Annotated in this window: 19 protein-coding genes; 8 read left to right on the plus strand and 11 right to left on the minus strand. The window is 66.4% G+C overall.

Annotated elements, in window-relative coordinates; all coding sequences use genetic code 11:
- Positions 1 to 16 precede the first annotated feature (16 nt).
- Positions 17 to 697 (plus strand): hypothetical protein, encoded by a 681-nt coding sequence (locus AC1RP5_RS13310; RefSeq protein WP_493111201.1) that lies wholly within the window; start codon positions 17 to 19, stop codon positions 695 to 697.
- Here the strand turns inward: AC1RP5_RS13310 and AC1RP5_RS13315 are convergent.
- From AC1RP5_RS13315 to AC1RP5_RS13340, 6 genes are all read right to left on the minus strand, one after another.
- Positions 681 to 1,838 carry an MFS transporter gene (locus AC1RP5_RS13315; RefSeq protein WP_493111203.1) on the minus strand — a complete coding sequence of 386 codons (1,158 nt, stop codon included), beginning with the start codon at positions 1,836 to 1,838 and terminating at the stop codon, positions 681 to 683. The genes AC1RP5_RS13310 and AC1RP5_RS13315 overlap by 17 nt on opposite strands.
- A 76-nt stretch (positions 1,839 to 1,914) precedes the next feature.
- Complete coding sequence (locus AC1RP5_RS13320) at positions 1,915 to 3,219, minus strand: NtaA/DmoA family FMN-dependent monooxygenase (RefSeq protein WP_493111205.1); 1,305 nt, start codon at positions 3,217 to 3,219, stop codon at positions 1,915 to 1,917.
- Positions 3,220 to 3,272: 53 nt separating this feature from the next.
- Positions 3,273 to 3,473, minus strand: coding sequence for a hypothetical protein (locus AC1RP5_RS13325; protein WP_493111206.1), 201 nt, complete (start codon positions 3,471 to 3,473; stop codon positions 3,273 to 3,275).
- A gap of 16 nt (positions 3,474 to 3,489) precedes the next feature.
- A protein-coding gene (gene prfB / locus AC1RP5_RS13330) for a peptide chain release factor 2 (RefSeq protein ID WP_493111208.1) occupies positions 3,490 to 4,612 on the minus strand; the annotation gives its coding sequence in 2 pieces (ribosomal slippage) (positions 3,490 to 4,542 and positions 4,544 to 4,612; 1,122 coding nt in all).
- 21 nt (positions 4,613 to 4,633) lie between these two features.
- Positions 4,634 to 7,087 (minus strand): penicillin-binding protein 1A, encoded by a 2,454-nt coding sequence (locus tag AC1RP5_RS13335; protein WP_493111210.1) that lies wholly within the window; start codon positions 7,085 to 7,087, stop codon positions 4,634 to 4,636.
- A gap of 55 nt (positions 7,088 to 7,142) precedes the next feature.
- The gene (locus AC1RP5_RS13340; RefSeq protein ID WP_493111212.1) at positions 7,143 to 7,982 is read right to left on the minus strand and encodes an N-acetylmuramoyl-L-alanine amidase family protein; all 840 of its coding nucleotides are present in this window, start codon (positions 7,980 to 7,982) and stop codon (positions 7,143 to 7,145) included.
- A gap of 478 nt (positions 7,983 to 8,460) precedes the next feature.
- Between AC1RP5_RS13340 and AC1RP5_RS13345 the strand changes: the two genes are divergently transcribed.
- From AC1RP5_RS13345 to AC1RP5_RS13355, 3 genes are read left to right on the plus strand one after another with little or no spacing between them, the layout of a single operon-like run.
- Complete coding sequence (locus AC1RP5_RS13345; protein ID WP_493111214.1) at positions 8,461 to 11,430, plus strand: Rne/Rng family ribonuclease; 2,970 nt, start codon at positions 8,461 to 8,463, stop codon at positions 11,428 to 11,430.
- 13 nt (positions 11,431 to 11,443) lie between these two features.
- The gene (locus AC1RP5_RS13350) at positions 11,444 to 12,403 is read left to right on the plus strand and encodes a Bug family tripartite tricarboxylate transporter substrate binding protein (protein WP_493111216.1); all 960 of its coding nucleotides are present in this window, start codon (positions 11,444 to 11,446) and stop codon (positions 12,401 to 12,403) included.
- A 59-nt stretch (positions 12,404 to 12,462) separates the two neighbouring features.
- Positions 12,463 to 12,783: an ArsR/SmtB family transcription factor gene (locus tag AC1RP5_RS13355; protein WP_493111218.1), complete on the plus strand. Its 321-nt coding sequence runs from the start codon at positions 12,463 to 12,465 to the stop codon at positions 12,781 to 12,783.
- Here AC1RP5_RS13355 and AC1RP5_RS13360 read toward each other — a convergent pair.
- Positions 12,780 to 13,187 (minus strand): hypothetical protein, encoded by a 408-nt coding sequence (locus AC1RP5_RS13360; RefSeq protein WP_493111220.1) that lies wholly within the window; start codon positions 13,185 to 13,187, stop codon positions 12,780 to 12,782. The genes AC1RP5_RS13355 and AC1RP5_RS13360 overlap by 4 nt on opposite strands.
- Before the next feature lie 90 nt (positions 13,188 to 13,277).
- Here AC1RP5_RS13360 and AC1RP5_RS13365 point away from each other — a divergent pair, with 90 nt between their 5' ends.
- Both AC1RP5_RS13365 and AC1RP5_RS13370 read left to right on the plus strand, forming a co-directional pair.
- On the plus strand, positions 13,278 to 14,708 hold the full coding sequence (locus AC1RP5_RS13365) for an aldehyde dehydrogenase family protein (RefSeq protein ID WP_493111221.1): 1,431 nt from the start codon (positions 13,278 to 13,280) through the stop codon (positions 14,706 to 14,708).
- A 70-nt stretch (positions 14,709 to 14,778) separates the two neighbouring features.
- Positions 14,779 to 15,126: a DUF1937 family protein gene (locus AC1RP5_RS13370; protein ID WP_493111223.1), complete on the plus strand. Its 348-nt coding sequence runs from the start codon at positions 14,779 to 14,781 to the stop codon at positions 15,124 to 15,126.
- 8 nt (positions 15,127 to 15,134) lie between these two features.
- Here AC1RP5_RS13370 and AC1RP5_RS13375 read toward each other — a convergent pair whose 3' ends face one another.
- The 4 genes from AC1RP5_RS13375 to AC1RP5_RS13390 all read right to left on the minus strand — a co-directional run bounded on the left by AC1RP5_RS13375 (position 15,135) and on the right by AC1RP5_RS13390 (position 20,051).
- On the minus strand, positions 15,135 to 15,965 hold the full coding sequence (locus AC1RP5_RS13375; RefSeq protein ID WP_493111224.1) for an oxidoreductase: 831 nt from the start codon (positions 15,963 to 15,965) through the stop codon (positions 15,135 to 15,137).
- Positions 15,966 to 15,978: 13 nt separating this feature from the next.
- Positions 15,979 to 16,974 (minus strand): aldo/keto reductase, encoded by a 996-nt coding sequence (locus tag AC1RP5_RS13380; protein WP_493111226.1) that lies wholly within the window; start codon positions 16,972 to 16,974, stop codon positions 15,979 to 15,981.
- Positions 16,975 to 17,041: 67 nt separating this feature from the next.
- Positions 17,042 to 18,538 (minus strand): aldehyde dehydrogenase family protein, encoded by a 1,497-nt coding sequence (locus AC1RP5_RS13385; RefSeq protein WP_493111228.1) that lies wholly within the window; start codon positions 18,536 to 18,538, stop codon positions 17,042 to 17,044.
- Positions 18,539 to 18,554: 16 nt separating this feature from the next.
- Positions 18,555 to 20,051 (minus strand): aldehyde dehydrogenase family protein, encoded by a 1,497-nt coding sequence (locus AC1RP5_RS13390; protein WP_493111229.1) that lies wholly within the window; start codon positions 20,049 to 20,051, stop codon positions 18,555 to 18,557.
- 201 nt (positions 20,052 to 20,252) lie between these two features.
- Between AC1RP5_RS13390 and AC1RP5_RS13395 the strand changes: the two genes are divergently transcribed.
- Positions 20,253 to 21,593 carry an FAD/NAD(P)-binding protein gene (locus AC1RP5_RS13395; RefSeq protein ID WP_493111231.1) on the plus strand — a complete coding sequence of 447 codons (1,341 nt, stop codon included), beginning with the start codon at positions 20,253 to 20,255 and terminating at the stop codon, positions 21,591 to 21,593.
- A gap of 40 nt (positions 21,594 to 21,633) precedes the next feature.
- Positions 21,634 to 22,032 (plus strand): winged helix-turn-helix domain-containing protein, encoded by a 399-nt coding sequence (locus AC1RP5_RS13400; RefSeq protein WP_493111233.1) that lies wholly within the window; start codon positions 21,634 to 21,636, stop codon positions 22,030 to 22,032.
- Positions 22,033 to 22,156: the final 124 nt, after the last annotated feature.

Genomic DNA, 22,156 nt, shown 5'->3' on the forward strand with positions numbered 1-22,156 from the left:
TGCGGGAGAGGGAAGCATGACTTTGGAGTCCGACGGCCGCCTGCCGACCATATTGCCGACGGGGCCACTCCGTCCGGACTTCCCCGTCTGGGGCCTGTTCGGCCGCGCGCTGCTGTACGTCATCGGCCAAGTCCTGATCGTTCCGGCGCCGTGGACCGCAACGGGCCTGTACAAGTTCCTCAGCGAACACGTGTCGCTGCCCGATGGAAGACGCTTCCGCTTCGTCGGTCAGCCGGGCGACATCTGGTACATCCTGATCGGGCTCGCCGTGCTTGGATGGCTGCATCAAGTTCATCATGCCGGCGTGAGCGCTGCGGCAACGCTTGTGACCGCATTCCTGGTCGTCCCCGTGCTGCGGTGGTTCTGCGCAAGCCTGCGCACCGAGGATGGCCAACTCACGCTCTCCTTCAAGGGCGAGACACTGGCCTACCTCGGCTGGAACATCCTGTTCATCGTCTCGCTCCTCACCATCATTGGCTGGGCCTGGGTCCTGAGGGCGACGATGCAGTGGATGTGCCGCAACACCGATGGCACCGTCGGCTTCACGTTCAACGCGACGGGGCTATCGATCCTCGGTCACGTCCTTCTGCTGATTGTGATGTCTGCCTTCATCATCCCGATCCCGTGGGCGATGCGCTGGTACGCCAACTGGTTTGCCAGCCAGTTCTCAGTAGTCGCGCCTAGGGCCGGCGCCTGACCTGCCGCCACAGGCCGAACAGGCCCACGCCAAGCGCCAGGGTTGCGCCAATGAGGAAGCCGGCGGCATAGCCACCGGTCAGCGACAGCGCCGCACTGAACAGCAGCGGCAGGACCAGCGCGCCGGCATCGCCGAAGGCCAGCACGGCCCCCGTGGTGGCGCCGATGCGGCCGACCGGCGACAGGCGCGCCACTTCGGCCAGCAGCACGCCATGCCAGCTCACGCCGGTCACGCTCAAGGCCGTGGCGATCACGGCCGCGATCCAGGTCGGCCAATCGGGATCGATGGACGCCGTGAGAACGGCCGCGACCGCCATGCCGATACCAAGGAAAGCCAGCAGGGTCGCTGGCGGCACGAATCGCGAGGCGAGCCAACCCCATCCGATGCGCGCCGGCACCGCGACGACGATAGCGATGGCAAAGACCTGCCCCGCTCGCTCGAGATCGTACCCCAGGCCACGCACCAGATAGAGCACGAAGAAGCCCGTGAAGAGCGACTGCAGCCCGACGAAGCTGAACATCGCGACACAGAGCGTGCGCAGAGAGGAATCGCGCAGAACACCGACGACATTCGCCCTGATGTCGGCCGGCGAAAGCGGCTGGGCGGGATTGCGGTCCACATCGAACCCCGCGCGCAGCGGCTGAAGCGCCAGGACGATAAGGGCGCAGATCAACGCGATGACCAGCAACGCCACTCGCCAGCCGGCCTCGACCACCAGCGCCGGCGCCACGACGCCCGCCAGCATCAGGCCCACCGGCACACCGCACTGCTTGATCGAGAAGACGAGCGGCGCCAGGTTTCGAGGCGCCAACCGACCGAGCAGATGCGAACTCGACGGCGTCGAGACCGCCTGCCCCAGCCCGCCAATGAACGCGCCCGCCGCGAACAGCGGCAACCAGCCCGCAGTGGTGATGGCGAGGCCGATGCCCAATGCTGCCATGCCGACCTGGGTCATGCGCACCGCGCCGTAGCGCAGGATGAAGCCGCCGCAGCCGAGGGTCGTGAGAAAGGCAGCCACCGAGCCGATGGCGAGATAGACGCCGACCAGCGCCGCTTCGATGCCGAGATCGACCACGATGGCGGCCGCGATCAGCGGCACCGTCGACCGGCCCAGGGTCGCGAAGGTCTGCTGAACCGTCATGGCGCCGAGCGCGACGTAAAGAGGACTGGCGATGAGGCGGCTCCGATGAGGCTTTCGTCAGAGTGCCGCCGGACGCTCAGAATGCAAACAGATTGTCGCGAAAATGCGCGTGCGCGTACGCAGTGCGAACGAGGCCGCGTCGCTGCAATTCCGGCACGAGTCCGTCGGTAATCTCGGCGACATAGCGGCGGCTGAGCGGCCCGTTGAACATGAAGCCGTCACCCCCGACCTCTTCCATCGTCTCTTCCATGACATCCGCGACGCGCTGGACCGTTCCGACCACGGGACTTTCGAAGCCGAAGCTGTAGTTGCTCGCGACTTCGCGCAAGGTGCGTCCCTGCGCCAGGAAGCGCTTCAACGTTCCCTGCTGCCCGTTGGTCGTGAGCTCAGCCAGCGGCGCGTCGAGATCGAAGGTCGAGAAGTCGATGTCGGTGAGGCTCCCCATCATCGCCAGCGTGACTTCCGGCGCGGCCTCGCGCTGGACCTGACGGCGATGAACACGCTCCTCCGCCTCCAGATTGCTTTCGCCTAGTGTTGGCGCAACGACGAACAGCACCTTGCAGCTGTCGGGATCACGACCTTGTTCGGCCAGACGCTTCCGCATGTCGTCGCGAAACGCCTTCATCTCCGCAACCGTGCCCAGCGCTGCGATCACGATATCCATGTGCCGGGCAGCGAAGGCCTTGCCCTGCGGCGAGCCGCCGGCCTGGACCAGCACCGGCCGTCCTTGCGGCGGCTGCGCGGTGTTCAGGGGTCCGCGCGACGAGAAGAAGCGCCCCTTGAAGTCGACCGTATGCACCTTCGCCGGATCGACGAAAGTGCCACCCTTCTCGTCCATGACGATTGCGTCGGCCTCCCACGACGACCAGAGCTTGGTCGCCAGATCGACGAACTCGTCGGCCATCTCGTAACGCAGGTCGTGCTCGAGATGCGCGTCGAGGCCGAAATTCTGCGCCGCGCGTTCGGCCGTCGAGGTCACGAAGTTGCAGCCGACGCGGCCGTTCGACATCAGGTCCAGTGTCGCGATCAGGCGCGCCAGCAGGAACGGCGGATAGAAGCTGGTCGAGATGGTCGGCACGATGCCGAGATGCTTCGTCGCCTGCGTGATCAGCGGGACCAGCGGCAACGGATCGTTCTTCGGCGCGCGCAGAGCCCGCTTGAGATAGAAATCCATCGAGCTGCCGTAGTTGTCGGGAACGAACAGCGAGTCCTCGAGCAGCAGGCAGTCGAAGCAGGCACGCTCCAGAGCCTTCGCCAACTCGATATGGAGATCAGGCTGCGCCCATTCGCGGGCATCGACACCGGACCAGGGCTGGTTCCAGCCATGCACGCCGAAGCTGTTGCCGAGAAACCAGCCGAGATGGAATTGCCGTGCCGCCAAAATACGCCTCTCCGCCGTTGCTCCGGCGGAGATGCAATCGACGGACCAGCGCGTCAGTCCTTCGCCGTCATGTCGACGGTGCGCGCCTTGTGGGCGTAGAGGTCGACCTTCGCCCACATGCGCGCGGTCGCGACCTCGTCGGCTTCCTTCTCGCTGGCGAAGGGCCCGTGCCAGGCGATGGTGTCGCGCACCGGCTTGTTCCAGTTGGCGCGGCGATCCTCGATCTCATACTCGGCTTCGAACACGAACCACATGGGCGGCCCCTACTCCTTACGCGGCTTCCTTGTCGTTGCCCTCGCCCACGCGGGCGGCGAGCGAAGCAGCCATGAACTCGTCGAGGTCGCCGTCGAGCACCTTCTGCGGGTCCGATCGCTCCACGTTCGTGCGCAGGTCCTTCACCATCTGGTAGGGCTGCAGCACGTAGGAGCGGATCTGATGGCCCCAGCCAATATCGGTCTTGTTTGCTTCAGCTTCGAGACGCTCCGCCTCGCGCTTCTGCAGTTCGACCTCGTAGAGGCGCGCCTTCAGCATCTGGATCGCCTTGGCGCGGTTCTGGTGCTGCGAGCGCTCCTGCTGCACGGCGACGGCGATGCCGGTCGGCAGATGGGTGATGCGCACCGCCGAGTCGGTCTTGTTGACGTGCTGCCCGCCCGCGCCCGAGGCGCGATAGGTGTCGACGCGCAGGTCCTTGTCGATCAGCTCGATCTCGATGTTGTCGTCGACCTCGGGATAGACCCAGACCGAGGCGAACGAGGTCTGACGTCGCGCATTGCCGTCGAACGGCGAGATGCGCACCAGCCGATGCACGCCGCTCTCGGTCTTCAGCCAGCCATAGGCGTTGGGGCCCTCGACCTTGTAGGCGCAGGACTTGATGCCGGCTTCTTCACCGGCGCTCTCTTCCAGCCAGCTCACCTTGTAGCCGCGGCGCTCGGCCCAGCGCGTGTACATGCGCGCCAGCATCTCGGCCCAGTCCTGGGCCTCGGTGCCGCCCGCGCCGGCATTGATCTCGATATAGGCGTTGTTGGGATCGGCCTCGCCCGACAGCAGCGTCTCGAGCCGCGCCGCCTTGGCCTCGCTCGTGGCCTCGCGCAGCGCCGCCTCGCACTCGGCGATGGTGGCCTCGTCCTTTTCGGCCTCGGCCATCTCGATCAGGCCGACATTGTCGTCGACCGCCGCGCGCAGGCGCTTGATCGCACCGATCGATGCTTCGAGCTTCGTGCGCTCGCGCATCACCTTCTCGGCTTCCTTCGGATCGTTCCAGAGCGTCGGATCCTCGGCGCGCGCGTTCAGCTCCGCGAGACGTACGACCGCACGGTCGTAGTCAAAGACGCCTCCTGAGGAGTTCCAGCGACTCCTCGATCTCGTTCACCATCGACTGGGCTTCGGCGCGCATTACGGATCCGTTTCGAACTGACTAATACGTCTCGCCCGTGCCCGAGAGACCCGGACGCCGGGGACTGCCCGCCTGCTGCGGGCCCTGCGTGGGGTCTATAGCGGAATAAGGGGCCGATCCGTCAAGCGGTGTGACCATATAGCCTTCCGAACCCGGCTCGGTGCCCGGCTTGAAGACCTCGTCGATCGTGCCGCCCTCGTAGCTGAAGCGAACCATGCGCAGGCCCGGCGGCACGCGGAACGGCGTCGGCGGCTTGCCCTTGAAGATTTCCTTGGCGATTGCTTCGTAGATCGGCACGGAATTGCCACCACCGGTTTCCTGCGATCCCAGCGTGCGCGGCTCGTCGAAGCCGATGTAGACGCCGACGGTAATGTCGGGCGTGGAACCCAGGAACCAGTTGTCGTGCGAGTCGTTCGTCGTGCCGGTCTTGCCGGCGATCGGGCGACCGAGCGCGGCCAGGCGGCCGGCGGTGCCGCGCGTCGTCACGCCCTGCATCATGCTCACGACCTGATAGACCGACGCGGGATCGTGGAAAGGCTTGCGCGAATCGATCAGTTCCGGCGCGGTGGGCTTGGCATTGCCTGCGGCCTCGCCGCAGCCCCGGCAGGCGCGCGGCTCGTGCCGATAGACGGTCTTGCCGTTACGGTCCTGCACCCGGTCGACCAGCGAGGGCGTGATCTCGAGCGCACCGTTGGCCAGCATCGCATAGGCCATCGTCATGCGGAGCAGCGTGGTTTCGCCGGCGCCCAGCGCCATCGGCAGGTAGGCGCCCATATTGTCGGTGACGCCGAATTCCTTGGCGACGTCGACGACGCGCTTCATGCCGATCTGCTGGGCCATGCGCACCGTCATCAGGTTGCGCGACAGTTCGAGGCCGCGGCGAACCGTGGTCGGTCCCAGCATGTCGCCGCCGTAGTTCTTCGGCGTCCACAGCGGCTGGCCGTGGCCCGGGTCATAGACGAACGGCGCATCGAGCACGATCGAAGCCGGCGTGAAGCCCGCATCCATCGCCGCGAGATAGACGAACGGCTTGAACGACGAGCCCGGCTGGCGGGCCGCCTGAACGGCACGATTGAACTGGCTGCGGCCATACGACCAGCCGCCCGACATCGCGAGCACGCGGCCGGTCTGCGTGTCCATGACCACCACGCCGCCTTCGACGTTCGGGACCTGGCGCAACGCGTAGGTCTTCGGCGGATAGGGCTTAGCGCCGGCACCCGCCGGCTTCTCGATCTTCTCGACGACGATCACGTCACCCACGGCAACGACGTCGCGCGGGCCGCGCGGGCCGGCGCCCAGAGTCTGGTTCTGCAGGGTCGGGCGCGCCCAGGCCATCTCCGCGAACGGCACGGTGCCCTCGCCGTCCGGCAGGCCGACGACCTGGATCGACTGCGCGTCGACCTTGTTCACGACCGCGAGTTGCCAGCCCGACGGACCCGCCAGCGGGCGACGCTGGGCGATGCGGGCGAACTCCTCCTCCCAAACGCTCATGTCGGGGATCTTGGCATAGGGCCCGCGCCAGCCATGGCGGCGGTCATAGGCGATCAGCCCATCGCGCAGCGCATTGTCGGCTACGTTCTGGATGGCCGGATCGAGCGTCGTACTGACGGTTAGGCCGCCTTCATAGAGGCCCTTCTCGCCATAGGCCGCCATTAGGTTGCGGCGCACTTCCTCGGCAAAGAAATCGGCCTGCGCCACTTCGGTGGTGCTGCGCCGGCGGTACTGCAGCTTCTCGGCCTTCGCGGCCTGCGCCTCGGCGGCGGTGATGTAGCCGTCCTCGGTCATGCGATGGAGCACGTAGTCGCGCCGCGCGTAGGCTTCCTTCTCGTTGCGCACGATGTTGTAGCGGTTCGGCGCCTTGGGCAGCGCCGCGAGATAGGCGATCTCCGACAGCGAGAGTTCGTCGAGCGAGCGGTCGAAGTAGTTGAGGGCCGCCTGGGCGACGCCGTAGTTGCCCGAGCCGAGATAGATCTCGTTCAGGTACAGTTCGAGGATGCGCTCCTTCGAGTAGGTCTCCTCGATGCGGAAGGCGAGGATGGCCTCCCGGATCTTGCGAGAGAGCGTCGCCTGATTGGTCAGGAGGAAGTTCTTCGCCACCTGCTGCGTCAGGCCCGACGCGCCCTCCGGACGCTTGCCGGGGTTGGCCACGTTGGCGACCATGGCGCGCACGACGCCGATGAAGTCGATGCCCGGATGGGTGAAGAAGCGCTGGTCCTCGGCCGCAACAAACGCCTCGAGCACGCGCTTGGGCATGGCGGCGACCGGCACGAACACGCGCTTCTCGCGCGCATACTCGGCCAGTAGCTTGCCATCCGACGCATAGAGCCGCGTCAGGGTCGCCGGCTGATAGTCAGCCAGCTGCTTGTGATCGGGGAGGCCATGGCTGAAATGCCAGAAAAGGCCTGCGACGGTGCCGGTCCCGACGATGAGCGCGGCGGTGGCGAAAGCCAGGCAGATCTTGATGAAGTTGAGCACGGTCACTTTCTACGCGGCACCCACGGGGCCTTCAACGTCGCAGAATGGCCCCGACTTATGCCTTTCTTGTGGCGTTTGCCCCGAAATAGGCATCCACCGAAGCCCGCAACGCCCGGGCGAGCGCCATCTGGTGCTGACGAACGGTCAGCAGCTTCTCATCCTGCGCGTTGGACAGGTAACCCAGTTCGACGAGGGCCGCGGGGATCTCGGGCGACGTCAGGACGGCAAATCCAGCCTGCCGGTGAGTGCGCGGCAGAAGCCGTACGCCGTTGCGGGCGAAGGTCGCGACGACCGTGTCGGCGAGCCGACGCGAATCGTTCACGGTGCCACGCTGGCTCATGGCTACCAGGGTCTGCGCCACGTTGTCGGGCTGGTCCGACAGTCGCATGCCCGAAACGACGGCATCGGCGCGGTTTTCCCGCGCCGCCAGCGCCGCCGCCTCGCGGTCGGTCGCCTCCTCTGAAAGCGTATAGACCGAGGCGCCGCGGACATCGTGGTCGCTGTGCGCATCGGCATGGAGCGACAGGAACAGATCGGCCTTGGCGGCCTGCGCCCGGGCGACACGCTCCCTCAGGCCGACGTAGCTGTCGGTGTTGCGCGACAGCAGGACCCGGTAGCGGTTGCCGGCCAGGAGTTCGCGCTGCAGGTCGCGGGCGATGGCGAGGACGACGCCCTTCTCCTGGGTGCCGCGGCCCCCCAGCGCTCCGGGATCGCGGCCGCCATGGCCGGGATCGAGGAAGACCAGCTTCGGCTTGGCCATCGGCACGGTCGGCGTCGGTTTCTTGACCGACTTCTGCCGCTTCGACGGTGCCGCCAGTGCGTGCCCAGAGCCCATTCCAAGCACGCTCACGCCGGCCAGAACGGCGAGCAGGTGACGACGGCGAAAATCGGACATGGCGAACGCCAAGGATCAAAAAGGGATGAATATTATTTGAATATTGTTAATCCAATATCAGAGAAATCCATGTAATTTCAAGTTTTTTCAATAACTTAAAAGATCAAATTCAGACGACACAATCTTTTGATTGTGGGTCTGTTTCTAACCCCGTATGTTGCGTCCGCGAGCAGTCGCCGTCGTTCGTAGCGCGCTTTAGGGTCGCGCTCCGACGGCAGTTTCCGAGCCAGGCTGGGCTCGCGCCTTTGCAGAAATGGGGGCGCGGCCGGTTTGCGGAGAGACTGTCAGGCAGGCGGTGGCTATCAGGAAACTCGAGGTTGGCAGGACCCTGTCGTGGTCCGGCGGCGTGAAGCTTCCCCGTCTTGGCCGGAGTTGGTCGTTCGGCGGGTCGATGACGCACCGCTCCCCTCGCACGACGGAGGCGACATGGCCGCCGGTCGCTCGCGCTGGTTGGGATCGGACGCCTCGGAGCGAGCCCATGGCAAGGCGTATGCTCATCGATGCAAGTCACCCGGAAGAAACCCGGGTCGTTGTAGTCGATGGAACGAGACTTGAAGAATTCGACTTCGAAACCGCGAGCCGCAAGCCCCTGAAGGGCAACATATATCTCGCGAAGGTCATCCGCATCGAACCGTCGCTCCAGGCGGCGTTCGTTGAGTATGGCGGCAACCGGCACGGCTTCCTGGCCTTCTCGGAAATCCACCCCGACTACTATCAAATCCCCGTCGCCGACCGCGAACGGCTGATCGCCGAGCAGCATCGCCTGCACGCCGAGGCGGAGGAAGACGAGCCGCGCCGGCGCGACCGCGTCGACCGCACCGACATCGAGGAAGCCCGCGAAGTGGCCGCGGCCGAAGCCGCCCCTGCCCCCGACACCACGCCCGAACCGATCGCCGGTGAACCCGGCCCCGAGGCGCCCGGCTTCGAGAGCGCCGCGCCAGAGGCGCCTGTCGCCGAGACGACCTCTTCGGAGATCGTGGCCACCGAAACGGTGACCAGCGAGGCGGTTTCCGCCGAAGTGGCGCCGATCAGCGAACCGGAACCGCAGGCCCAGCCGGCGGAAATCCCCGTCGAGCGTCTGGACGGACCGGTTCACGTCGAATCCACCCTCGTCGAAGCACCCGCGGCTGAAGCCGCGCCCGCCGAAACCGCAGAGGCCGCCCCGGCGTCCGAGCCTGCGGTCGAAGGCGAAGCCGTTGCCGCCGAAGGCACCGAACAGTCCGCCGAGTCGAACGGCGAAGCCTCCGTCGATCCGGCCGAAGCGCCTCAGCCCGAGGTCACGGTCGAGACGCTGGGTGGCGACGAGGTGATCGAGGAGCGCGAGACGCGCGAGCGTCGCCGTCGCAACCCGATCCGCCAGTACAAGATCCAGGAAGTGATCAAGCGCCGGCAGATCCTGCTGGTCCAGGTCGTCAAGGAAGAGCGCGGCAACAAGGGCGCAGCCCTCACCACCTACCTCTCGCTGGCCGGCCGCTACTGCGTGCTGATGCCCAACGCCGGTCGTGGCGGCGGCATCTCGCGCAAGATTTCCAATCCGTCCGACCGCAAGCGGATGAAGGAGATCCTGAGCGACCTCGACGTGCCGCAGGGCATGGGCGTGATCCTGCGTACCGCAGGCCTGGAACGCTCCAACATCGATATCAAGCGCGACTACGAATACCTGTCGCGTCTGTGGGATTCGATCCGCGAGATCACCATGCGCTCCACGGCGCCGGCGCTGATCTACGAGGAAGGCGATCTCATCAAGCGCTCGCTGCGCGACATCTACGATACCGACATCGCGCAGGTGCTGGTCGAGGGCGAAGCAGGCTTCCAGGGCGCCGCCGAGTTCATGCGCCAGCTGGTGCCGCACCAGGCCAACAAGGTCGAGCTCTACAAGGAGCCGATTCCGCTCTTCCACCGCTACCAGGTGGAGAACCAGTTCGACGCGATGCATTCGCCGACGGTACAGCTCCGTTCCGGCGGCTACATCGTCATCAATCCGACCGAGGCGCTGGTCGCCATCGACGTCAACTCGGGCCGCTCCACCAAGGAACGGAACATCGAGGAGACGGCGCTGCGCACCAACCTCGAGGCAGCCGAGGAAATTGCCCGCCAGGTTCGCCTGCGCGACCTCGCCGGCCTGATCGTGATCGACTTCATCGACATGGAGGAGACGCGTCACCAGCGCCAGGTCGAGCATAAGGTGAAGGACTCGATGCGCAGCGACCGCGCGCGCATCCAGATTGGCCGCATCTCGGCCTTCGGCCTGCTCGAGATGTCCCGCCAGCGGCTGCGCCCCAGCCTGCTGGAGCACTCGACCGAGGTGTGCCCGCATTGCGCCGGCACCGGCCGCATCCGTTCGCTCGAATCCGCCTCGCTGCATGCGCTGCGGGCCATCGAGGAGGAAGGTGTCCGTCGCCGCGCCAGCGAGATCGCGGTCAGCGTTCCGCCGAACGTCGCGCTCTACCTGCTCAACCAGAAGCGCCATTCGCTGTCCGAGATCGAGCAGCGCTATGGCTTCACGGTCATCGTCGAGGCCGACGAGGACCTGCACGCCGCCGATTGCGAGATCGAGCGCGTGCGCTCGCGCCGCGAGGATCATCGCGGCAACGACCGACCGGCTCCCGAACTGGCGCGCGCCAGCTACGAGGAAGCCTCTGCCGACGCAGCGCCGGGCGATGACGCCGAAGGCGTCGAGGCCAGCGATGGTGACGAGCGCGGCGAGCGCGCCGAGGATCGCGGCAGCGACGAGGAAGGTGGCGAGGGTCGCGGCCGTCGCCGCCGCCGCCGCCGTCGTCGCGGTGGCCGTCGCGAGGATGGTGAAGGCGCCGATCGGCAGCAGGCTGCCGGTGAAGCCAGCGAGGGTGACGAGGCCCGCTCCGACGAGCGCGTCAATGGCAGCGCCGAAGACGATGCCGAGGGCGATGACCGCGATACGGCCCGAGCCGACGATGACAGCGCCGAGGGCGCCGAGGGTGATCGTCCGGAAGGCGAACGCAATGGCGAGGGCGACGACCGTAACGGCGATCGTCGTCGTCGACGCGGCCGCCGCGGTGGCCGCCGCCGCCGTCGCGAGAACGGCGAAGGCGAGCCGATGCAGGGTGAAGGCCAGGCCACGGAGGGTCATGCCGAAGGCCAGACCGACTCCCAGGGCGAAGAGCGTGCCGAGAACGGCCACGACACGAGCGAGCAGAACGGCAGCTACGAGCCGCCGGCCTCGCCGCCGACGCCGCTGGAAGCCATGCCGGTCGAGCACATGCCGGTGGAACAAGCTCCGTTCGATCCCGGTCCGCCGGTGAACGTCGAAGCGGCCCCGCCTCCTCCGGCACCGGCACCGGAACCTGTCGTCGCTTCGGCGCCGCAGCCGATCGCGATCCCCGAGCCGGAGCCTGCTCCCGCGCCGCCCCCGGTCCCCGTGATCGAGGCGCCGCCGGAGAAGCCCAAGCGCGGCTGGTGGCGCCGCTAATTAGGCCCGCCCCATGCGCCGTCGTCTCCTGATCGCCGGCGCTGCTGCGCTGCCCTTTGGCAGCGCAGCGAAAGCAGACACATTTCCGAACGGCCCGTTTCGCATCATCGTGCCGTTCGGCGCGGGCTCGGCCACCGATCAAAGCGCCCGCAACGTCGCCGATGGCCTGAACAAGGCCTTCGGCGTTCCCGCCGTCGTCGAGAACAAGCCCGGCGCCAACGGCGCGATCGCCGCCGAGGTCGCGGCGAAGGCAAAGCCCGACGGCCAGACCATCTTCGTGTGCTCCAACACCGCGGCGGCTTCCAATGTCGCGCTGATGAAGTCCCTGCCCTACGACCCGTTGAAGGACTTCGAACCGGTCACGATCATCGGCCGCGCGCCTGTGTTCATGATCGTGAACGCAAAGGTCGAAGCACGGACGGCGGCCGAGTTCGTGGCGCTGTGCAAGCGCCAGCCGGGCAAGATCAACTTCGGCTCCGGCAGCGCCTCGACGCGCATCTCGGGCGAGCTGCTCAAAGCCAAAGCCGGTATCGACATGCTGCACGTGCCCTACAAGAGCACGCCGGCCGCCCTGCAGGACACGATGGCCGGCCATGTCCAGATGTGCTTCGCCGATCCGGTCACCAGCCTGCCGCAGGTCAAGGCGGGCACCGTGCGCTGCCTCGGCGTCGGCAGCCGCGGCCGCTATCCGCTCACGCCCGACATCCCGACCCTGATCGAACAGGGCATCCCCGATTTCGAACTGATGACCTGGACTGGCATCCTCATGCCCCGCGGCGTGCCGCGGCCCGCCATGGCGAGGCTGCGCGAGGCCATGCTCAAGGCCATCACCGATCCCGCCTATGTCGAGCGCCAGGCCCAGGGCGGCTCCGAGATCGCCCCATGCTCGTCGGAGGAGATGGGCCGAATCATGGTCGCCGAGATCGAACTCTACCGCGAGATGATGAAGGTCGCCGGCATCGAGCCGGAATGACGACGGGAACCGGGCTTGCCCGGCTGGACGAAGCGTTGTATTCAAAAAGATACAACGACATGTCTACACCCCCGATGGACACCACTGCGGCTGCCGGCCGCCTTCAGGCCCTTGCCAACCCAGCGCGGCTCAGGATCTACGAGATCCTCTCGCAGGCGGGCGAGGACGGGCTGACCGTCGGCTCGGTCCAGGATCTCGTGGGCATCAACGCCTCGACGCTCTCGCATCACCTGAAGACGCTGGTTCTCGCCGGTCTGATTACCCAGACGCGCGCCGCGACCAGCCTGGTGTGCCGGCCCAATCATGACGTGATGGACGGCTTGTTCAGCTATCTCGCACGCGAGTGCCGCCCCTCGCCCAAGCGCAAGACAGCTGCCTAGTTCGCTGAACGGGCTTCCGTCATCTCGAGGATGGTTCGGCCGATCTCGGCCATGCTGTCGCGCGGCAGCGAAAAAGACAGGACCGCGGCCCCGATCTCGACCGTCAGAACGCCCTTGTCGTTCTCATCGAGACCGAGCGACACGCCGTGCAACGGCAGCGGCTGCGCCTGGTAGGTCTCGCTGAAGGCGGCGAACTTCCCCTTGAGGGCAGCCTTGCCGCCCAAGACCAGCAACAGAGTAAGGACATGCTGCAGGTCTATCGTTGGAAACGACAGGTCGATCCGTCCGTCCCGCTCCGTCTCGATGTGTAGTAGGATCCCGCGCCCATCGGGCGTAACGTCGCCCGTGACGTAGGAGACCTGAGGGACTTTCCGGCGTTCGCTGAACGGAAATATGTCGACCAACGGTCTCTTTCCCTTCGTTATGTTCAATTATATATATCGCCGGTCGCAAATCGGCGAGCACTTTCCCAACGAGATTCAAGGGGTCGGACCATGGAGCACGCGAAGCATTTCTACATCGATGGCAAGTGGGTGGACCCGATCAAGCCCGCCCTGCTCGACGTGATCGATCCGTCGACCGAAGAATCCTACGTCCAGATTTCGGTCGGCACCGCCGCCGACGTGGACCGCGCCGTGGCCGCCGCCAAGGCCGCCTTCCCGTCCTTCGCGCGCACCAGCCGTAAGGAGCGCCTCGAGCTGCTGCGCGCCATCCTGGCCGAGTACAATAAGCGCCGGAACGACGTGGGTGACGCCATCTCGCGCGAGATGGGTGCGCCGCTCGAATTCGCTCGCACCATCCAGGCCGGCCGTGGCACCGCGCATCTCGAGCGCATGATCTCGGTCCTCGAGACCTATCCGTTCGAGACGGTGGAAGGCACGACCCTGATCGCGCGCGAGCCGATCGGCGTCTGCGGCCTCATCACGCCGTGGAACTGGCCGACCAACCAGATCGCCTGCAAAGTCCTGCCCGCGCTCGCGGCCGGCTGCACCATGGTGCTGAAGCCGTCCGAGGAGGCGCCGATCGACGCCATCATCTGGACCGAGATCATGCACGCCGCCGGTACTCCGAAGGGCGTCTACAACATGGTCCAGGGCTCCGGTTCGGTGGTCGGCGAGGCGATGTCGAGCCATCCCGACATCGACATGATGTCGTTCACGGGTTCGACCCGCGCCGGCATCCGCGTCGCCCAGGCCGCGGCCGTCACGGTCAAGCGCGTCGCCCAGGAACTCGGCGGCAAGTCGGCCAACATCCTGCTGCCGGACGTCGACTTCCAGATGGCCGTCACCAAGGGCATCAACAGCATGATGGTGAACTCGGGCCAGTCCTGCACCGCGCCCAGCCGCATGTTCGTGCCGCAGGACCGTCACGACGAGGTCAAGGCCATCGCCAAGGCCGCGGCTGAGAAGTTCGTGGTCGGCAACCCGCAGGACCCGGCCACCCGGCTCGGCCCCGTCGTGAACGAGTCCCAGTTCAACAAGATCCAGGGCCTCATCCAGAAGGGCATCGACGAAGGCGCGGAACTGGTGACCGGCGGCGTTGGCCGTCCGGAGAACCTGAACCGCGGCTTCTACGTCCGTCCGACCGTGTTCGCGGGCGTGACCAACGACATGACGATCGCGCGTGAGGAGATCTTCGGGCCGGTCATCTGCATCCTCCCCTACAAGAACGAGGAGGAGGTCATCAGCCTCGCCAACGACACGATCTACGGCCTCGCCGCCTACGTGCAGGGCACCGATCTCGAGCACGCCCGCAAAGTCGCCTCGCAGATGCGCGCCGGCAACGTCCATGTGAACTACCCGATGGGCGACACCGCGGCTCCGTTCGGCGGCTACAAGCAGTCGGGCAACGGCCGCGAGTACGGCAAGTGGGGCATGGAAGAGTTCCTCGAGACCAAGGCGGTCATCGGCTACAAGGCTGCCTAACTCTCAACGATCGAACGAAGCGGCCGGCCCGACTCCCGTCGGGCCGGCCGTTTTCGTGTAGGCTGCCCGCATGTGGATCATGATCGCCGGGCCCTATAGAGCCGGAGCCGCAACGGCCGAGGCGCAAGCCGCCAACCTCAGGATATTGAACGAATCCGCCGTGGCGCTGCACCGCGCCGGGCACGTACCGATCATCGGCGTCAACATGGCCTTGCCGATGGTCGAGGCTGCGGGCGGCACGGCAGCCGCCTATGAAGAGCTGATGGCGCCGGTCTCGCTCGCGCTCGTCGAACGTTGCGATGCCTGCCTCAGGATCGGCGGCCCCTCGCGCGGCGCCGACGACGAGGTCGGGCTGTTCGAAGCCGCCGGCAAACCGGTCTACCGCAATCTCGCCAACGTGCCGGCCCCGCGTCGCTGACAGGCTGCCTACTTGGGAAAGTCGGCGGCAGCGCCCACGTCCGCCCAGGCATTGAGCTCACGCCGCTGCTCGTCGAGTTCGGCGCCGATGCGCTGGAGGGCCGATCGGCCCAGCGCCAACCTGAACGGCGGCGCCTTCGCCTCGACGGCCTTGATGATCGCCTCGGCGGCGCGCGCGGGATCGCCCGGCTGCCGGCCATCGGTGGTGCTGTTCTCCCGCCGTCGCTTGCCGGCTGTTTCGGCATAGTCGTCGATGATGCGAGCCGACTGGTGCAGCGAGCGGCCAGCGAAGTCGGTGCGAAAGCCGCCCGGCTCGACGACGGTCACGGCGATGCCCAGCGGCTTCAGTTCCTTGCGCAGCGCATCGGAAAGCCCGCCGACGGCGAACTTGCTGGCGGAGTAGTAGCCCGAGCCCGGCTGCGCCATACGGCCGGCGACCGAGGAGATGTTGACGATGTGGCCACGCCGTCGCGCGCGCATGCCGGGAAGCACGGCCTGGGTCATGGCCACGAGGCCGAAGAAGTTCGTCTCGAAGAGCTGGCGGATCTCGGCATCGCCCGCCTCCTCGACCGCGCCGCGGTAACCGTAGCCTGCGTTGTTGACCAGCACGTCGATGCCGCCGAAACGGCTCTCGGCCGTGCGTACTGCATCGGTAATATGCGCCCGATCCGTCACGTCGAGCGGCAAAGCGAGCGCGGTCGCCTCCTTGCCGGCAACGATGTCCGCCACCGTCGCGGGATCGCGCGCGGTGACGACGGCGTTCCATCCGCGCGCCAGGACAGCGCGCGCCAACTCGCGGCCGAAGCCCGTCGAGCAACCGGTGATCAGCCAGGTCGGCATGGTTTCCCCTCCTTCAGCGCTCGGCGTCGACCGCACGCCATTCGTGCGTGATCTGGTCCAGCTTTGCCTTGAGATCCTTGGGCAGCGGCCCCTGCTCGGCGGCGGCGAAGCTGTCGGCAAGCTGTTCGGGCTTGGACGCACCGATGATCGGCGCGGTGATCGCCGGGTTCGACAGCGTCCAGCGCATCGCCATGGTGGCCATGTTCATCCCGGCTTCCTTCGCGACGCGACGCAGCGCCTCGATGCTTTCGAACTCGCGCTGATGCCAGTAGCGTTCCTGGTACCGGGCGCCGGCTGTGCCGAGCTGGAAGCGCGAGCCTTCCGGCGGCGGCGCCGCGGCATTGTGCTTGCCGGTGAGAAGACCGCCCGCCAGCGGATTGTAGGGAATCACCGCGATGCCCTCCTCCTCGCACAACGGCAGCAGATCGCGCTCATAGCCGCGGAACAGGAGATTGTAGCGCGGCTGCACCGAGTCAATGCGGACCGTGCCTTTCACCTCGGCGCGGCCGATCCCGCGCGCCACCTTGTGGGCTGGCCAGTTGGACACGCCGACGTAGCGCGCCTTGCCTTGCCGCACGACCGTGTCGAGCGCATCCATCGTCTCGTCAAGCGGTGTGGCGGGGTCGTAACGGTGGAGCTGATAGAGGTCGACATAGTCGGTGCCGAGCCGCTTCAGCGACGCGTCGATCGCCTCCAGAACATGCTTGCGCGACGTGCCCTGCTCCCAGGGATGGCGCCCCATCACACCGGCGCATTTGGTCGCCACGATGAAGTTGTGGCGCTTGCCCTTCAGCCAATCGCCGACGATCTCTTCGGTGCGGCCCACCGTGTCGCGGATACCGCCCAGCGGGTAGACGTTGGCGGTATCGAGGAAGTCGATACCGCCCACCGCCGCCGCGTCCAGGATGGCGTTGCTCTGCGCGACGTCGCATTGCAGGCCGAACGTCATCGTGCCGAGGCAAAGTTTCGAGACACGCAGGCCGGTCCGGCCCAAATTTATGTGCTGCATAATCCCCTCCCAAACGACACGTGGGCCGACTGGCCCACGTGAGTAACCCTGATTGATGGTAACGGCGTCAGGCGGTCTTGATCCAGACCGCCTTCACGTTGAGATACTCCTCGACATGCTGCAGGCCGCTCTCGCGCCCGTAGCCGCTCATCTTGTAGCCGCCGAACGGCACGGCCGGGTCCATCGCCTGGTAGCAGTTGACCCACACCGAGCCGGCACGGATCGCCTTGGCCAGCCGATGCGCCTTGCTGACGTCGCGGGTCCACACGCCGCTGCCGAGACCGAAGGTCGTGGCATTGCCGCGCTGGATCACCTCGTCGATGTCGGTGAAGGGGATCGCGGAGATGACCGGTCCGAAGATCTCCTCCTGGGCGATGCGCATGTCGTCGCGCACGTTGGCGAAGATCGTGGGCGGCACGAAATAGCCCTTGCTGTAATCGCCCTCGGTGAGCTGCTCGCCACCCGACAGGCTTTTAGCGCCTTCCTGCCGACCGATGCCGAGATAGGTCGTGACCCTGTCGAGCTGCTCGGACGAGACGAGCGGCCCGACCTGGGTCTCCGGGTTGCTGCCGTTGCCCACCTTCAGACTCTTGGCGAAGCGCGCCACCTTGTCGGTGAACTCCTCATAGACCTTCTGTTCGACGAAGAGGCGCGTACCGGCGCTGCAGATCTGGCCGGAGTTGGCGAACACCGCCATCGCCGCGCCCGGCACCGCTGCTTCGAGATCGGCATCGGCGAAGACGATGTCGGGCGACTTGCCGCCCAGTTCGAGCGACACCCGCTTCAGGTTGCCGGCGGAGGCCTGGACGATCTTCTGGCCCGTGAGATGCGAGCCAGTGAAGGCCACCTTGTCGACATCGTAATGCGAGGAAAGCGCCGCGCCCGCCGTCTCACCCATGCCGGGCACGACGTTGACGACGCCCGGCGGCACGCCGGCTTCGAGGCAGAGCTCGCCCAGCCGCAGCGAGGTGAGTGGCGCCTCCTCGGCCGGCTTCAGCACGACCGTGCAGCCTGTGGCCAACGCCGGGCCGATCTTCCAGATCGTCGCGGTGAGCGGACCGTTCCACGGGATGATGGCACCGACCACCCCGATCGGCTCCTTCAAGGTGTAGGAGAAGATCTCGCCGGGCAGCGAGTTCTCGATCGTCTCGCCATGGATCGAGGTCGCCATGCCGGCGTAGTAGCGCAGCATGCCGACGGCGCGCTGGCGGTTGTTGCGGGTGCGCGAGATCGGCGCGCCCATGTCGAACGTGTCGAGCGCCGCCAGCTCCTCGATATTCTGCTCGACGAGGTCGGCGAGCTTCAGCAGCAGCGCCTGACGCTCGGCCGGTTTCCACTTGCTCCACGGGCCGGTGAAGGCCTTGCGGGCGGCGGCGACGGCACGATCGATGTCCTCCTTGTCGCCTTCGGCCACCTTGGCGAGCAGTTCGCCGGTGGCCGGATTGTGCGTCTCGAAGGTCTTGCCCGACGCGGCCGGAACCCAGCGGCCGTCGATCAGCATCAGCTTCGTCTTGCCGTCGATATAGGCCGGCTTCTGGGCCGTGCCCTTCTCCATCACAGTCATACTTTGTCTCCTTTGATCAGAGCATCGCGGCGACGGCCTTGACCTCGGTGTAGAGCTCGATCGCCTCGTAGCCCATCTCGCGGCCCCAGCCCGATTGCTTGTAGCCACCGAACGGCAGCGCCACGTCGTTGAAGTTGTGGACGTTCACCCACACCGAGCCCGCCTTGAGCTTGCGGGCGAGCTTGTGGGCAACGCCGATGTCGCGGGTGTAGATGCTGGCGGCGAGGCCGTACTCGGTCGCGTTGCCCTGCTTGGCGATGCGCTCGAGATCCTCGTCGTTGAACGGCATGGCGCAGACCACCGGCCCGAAGATCTCCTCACGCACGACCTTCATGGTGGGATTGGTCTTGGTCAGGATCGTGGGCTCGATGAAGTAGCCCTCGTTGCCGTGACGCTTGCCGCCGGTGATCGCCTCGGCACCCTGCTCCTTGCCCGAAGCCAGATAGCCGGTGACGCGGTCGAACTGCTCCTGCGAGACGAGCGGACCGACGCGCGTGGTCTTGTCGAGTCCGGGACCGATCTTGAGCTTCTTGGCCTCATCGGAGAGACCGGTCATCACCTTGTCGAACAGGCGCTCGTGCACGAACAGACGCGAGCCCGCCGTGCAGCACTGGCCCATGTTGAAGAAGATGCCGGTCGCCGCGCCCGGAATGGCGACGGAGAGATCGGCGTCGGGGAAGACGAAGGACGGTGATTTGCCGCCGAGTTCCAGGCTCACCTTCTTCAGGTTGCCGGCCGCCGCCTGCACGATCAGCTTGCCGACCTCGGTCGAACCGGTGAACGCCACCTTGTCGACATCGGGATGAGCGGCCAGCGCTGCGCCCGGCGTGCCATCCCCCGTCACGATGTTGACCACGCCCGCCGGGAAGCCCGCTTCCATGACCAGCTCCCCAAGACGGATGGCGGAGAGCGGAGTCTGTTCGGCCGGCTTCAGCACGATCGTGCAGCCTGCCGTCAGCGCGGGCGCGATCTTCCACACCGCCATCATCAGAGGGAAGTTCCACGGAATGATCTGGCCGACGACGCCGACCGGCTCGCGCATCGTATAGGCATGCCACTCGCCCGGCGCCGAGATCGGAATGGTCTGGCCGGTGATCTTGGTCGCCCAGCCCGCCATATAGCGCAGCAGCTCGCACGAGAACGGCACGTCGACATTGCGCGCATCCATCACCGGCTTGCCGTTGTCGATGCTCTCGATCTCGGCCAGCTCGTCGGCATGCTTCTCGAGAAGATCGCCGAGGCGCCACACGATCTTGCCGCGCTCCACCGGCTTCATCTTCGTCCACGGGCCTTCGTCGAACGCCTTGCGCGCGGCCTTCACCGCGAGGTCGATATCGGCCGCGTTGCCATCGGCGACTTGCGCGATCTGACCGCCGGTCGCGGGATCGAACACGCCGAACGATTTGCCGCTTTGCGGGGCGACCCACTTGCCGTCGATGAGAAGTTTGTGAGGCTTGGAGATAAAGGCGGAAGCAGCGGCGCCGAGGCGCCCGACATTGACGGAGACGTCCATGATTTCCTCCTGATAGAGCCGGCTGTCTTTTCGTTATATCTATTCAAACATAACGACTGCCGCCCCGCCCGTCACCGCCCAATCGAGCGACCGGGAGTTGCAGAATTATTTCCGCACCGGGAGCATGGAGACCGCGACAGCGCCGAGGGGTCGCACCTGCGTTTGCTGGCTTCCACGGCAGAGCCTCTGCATACTTCGGCAATGCAGCATTCCGAGTCGCCTTCTTCGTCCGTCGACATCGCAATCGTCGGCGGCGGCGCCAGCGGTGTGCTGCTCGCCGCCCAGCTGGTTCGCAAAAGCAACCTACGCGTTGCCCTGGTCGAACGCGGCGCCCATCCGGGACTTGGGGTCGCCTACTCGACCCATTGCCTGCATCACCTTCTCAACGTCCGTGCCAGCGACATGACGGCGCTGGCCGACGAGCCCGATCACTTCGTGCAATGGCTGGCCCGCGACGGCAGCGGCTATGGGCGTGCGGATTTCGTTCCCCGTGCCATCTACGGCCGTTACCTGCAGGACCTGCTGGCCGACGCCATCCAGCGTGCCGGAGGCCACCTGCAGGTGATCACAGGCGAGGTCGTGGCGATCCGTGACGACGGCGAAGGCGTCGAAGTCGACATCGAGGGCCAATCCCCGCTTCGCGCCCGCAAGGCCGTGCTGGCGACCGGTCATCGCCCGCCCTCGAAGGATTCAGGCGCCTATCACGGCAATCCCTGGCGCGACGAAGCCATCGCCGGCCTCGCGCCCGAGGGGTCGATCCTGCTGATCGGCACCAGCCTGACCATGATCGACCTCCTGCTCTCATTGCTAGAGCAAGGTCACAAGGGTCCGATCGTCGCCCTCTCCCGCCGCGGACTGGTGCCGCATCGCCATCCCGCCTCACCGATCCCGACGCCCGAGGCCGATACCGCCGATCTCTTCACCGGCAGCCTGTCGCAGCGCACCGCCCGCTTCCGCGCACGCTTGCGGGCCGGCCTGGGATGGCCCGGCCTCATGCAGCTCCTGCGGCCGCACAACAACGAACTGTGGCACGGGCTCGACCTCGAGGAACGGCGCCGCTTCCTGCGTCACCTGCGGCCGTGGTGGGACATCCATCGCCATCGCGTCGCGCCGCAGATCGGCGAGCAGATCGACGCCGCCAAGGCGCGGGGCCAGCTCTCGATCGTCTCCGGGCGAGTCGAGATCGGCAAGACGACGCCGGACAAGGTCGAGGTCACGATCATCCGCCGCGGCTCGGACATCCGCGAGAAGCACAGCTTCGACCGCGTGGTCGATTGCCGGGGCCCGCGCAACGAAGTCGACGTGCACGTGCCGCTGCATGCGCAGTTGGTGAAGGACGGTCTGCTGCGACCCGATCCGCTCAACCAGGGCCTCGACGTCGCGGTCGACGAAGCGCTGATCGGGAAGGACGGCACGCCGTCGAGCCATCTCTACGTGCTCGGGCCGCCGACCCGCGGCCGCTACACCGAGATCGTGGCGATCCCGGATATCCGCCTGCAGGCCGCCGATGTGGCTGACAATCTGATCGCCGCGCTGCGATAGCCATCTGGCCTTGCGGACAGTCCCGCCGCATAATCGCGGCATGGGACGCGGACCAGCCAAAACAGCAGCCAAGTCGGCCGACAAGACCTCCTTGCACCTCCGGATCGATTTCGGCGGCGAGCGCTCGATCGGTCCGGGCAAGATCCGGCTGCTCGAACTGATCAACGAGACGGGATCGATCTCCGCCGCGGGCCGCGCGCTGGCGATGTCCTACCGGCAGGCCTGGCTGCTGGTCGACGAGATGAACCAGATGTTCCGCGATCCGGTCGTCGCCGCCCAGACCGGCGGTGGCGGTGGCGGCGGCGCCTCGGTGACCGAGACCGGCAACGACATCGTCCGCCTCTATCGCGAGATGGAGCGCCGGGCCTACGGTGCCTCGTCGCCGGAAATCCGCTCGCTGGCCAAGCTGCTCACGCCACCCGACGTAAAGCTGCACTGAGCCTGCCTGGAGGCCGCCTTTCCCTCGTCCCGGGGGAACGCTTGCGCCCTCTCTCGTTATATCTTACTGGATATAGCGTCATTCACCGCAACGAGGTGTCGGTCATGGAGATCGTCGGCAAGGG

It is taken from the genome of Reyranella sp. GW821-FHT12G01, from assembly GCF_058806575.1.

Coding starts and splice junctions, on each gene's coding strand:
- AC1RP5_RS13310 (WP_493111201.1), top strand. CDS start 17: ATGACTTTGGAGTCCGACGGCCGCCTGCCGACCATATTGCCGACGGGG.
- AC1RP5_RS13315 (WP_493111203.1), bottom strand. CDS start 1,838: ATGACGGTTCAGCAGACCTTCGCGACCCTGGGCCGGTCGACGGTGCCG.
- AC1RP5_RS13325 (WP_493111206.1), bottom strand. CDS start 3,473: ATGTGGTTCGTGTTCGAAGCCGAGTATGAGATCGAGGATCGCCGCGCC.
- AC1RP5_RS13340 (WP_493111212.1), bottom strand. CDS start 7,982: ATGTCCGATTTTCGCCGTCGTCACCTGCTCGCCGTTCTGGCCGGCGTG.
- AC1RP5_RS13345 (WP_493111214.1), top strand. CDS start 8,461: ATGGCAAGGCGTATGCTCATCGATGCAAGTCACCCGGAAGAAACCCGG.
- AC1RP5_RS13350 (WP_493111216.1), top strand. CDS start 11,444: ATGCGCCGTCGTCTCCTGATCGCCGGCGCTGCTGCGCTGCCCTTTGGC.
- AC1RP5_RS13355 (WP_493111218.1), top strand. CDS start 12,463: ATGTCTACACCCCCGATGGACACCACTGCGGCTGCCGGCCGCCTTCAG.
- AC1RP5_RS13365 (WP_493111221.1), top strand. CDS start 13,278: ATGGAGCACGCGAAGCATTTCTACATCGATGGCAAGTGGGTGGACCCG.
- AC1RP5_RS13370 (WP_493111223.1), top strand. CDS start 14,779: ATGTGGATCATGATCGCCGGGCCCTATAGAGCCGGAGCCGCAACGGCC.
- AC1RP5_RS13375 (WP_493111224.1), bottom strand. CDS start 15,965: ATGCCGACCTGGCTGATCACCGGTTGCTCGACGGGCTTCGGCCGCGAG.
- AC1RP5_RS13380 (WP_493111226.1), bottom strand. CDS start 16,974: ATGCAGCACATAAATTTGGGCCGGACCGGCCTGCGTGTCTCGAAACTT.
- AC1RP5_RS13385 (WP_493111228.1), bottom strand. CDS start 18,538: ATGACTGTGATGGAGAAGGGCACGGCCCAGAAGCCGGCCTATATCGAC.
- AC1RP5_RS13390 (WP_493111229.1), bottom strand. CDS start 20,051: ATGGACGTCTCCGTCAATGTCGGGCGCCTCGGCGCCGCTGCTTCCGCC.
- AC1RP5_RS13395 (WP_493111231.1), top strand. CDS start 20,253: ATGCAGCATTCCGAGTCGCCTTCTTCGTCCGTCGACATCGCAATCGTC.
- AC1RP5_RS13400 (WP_493111233.1), top strand. CDS start 21,634: ATGGGACGCGGACCAGCCAAAACAGCAGCCAAGTCGGCCGACAAGACC.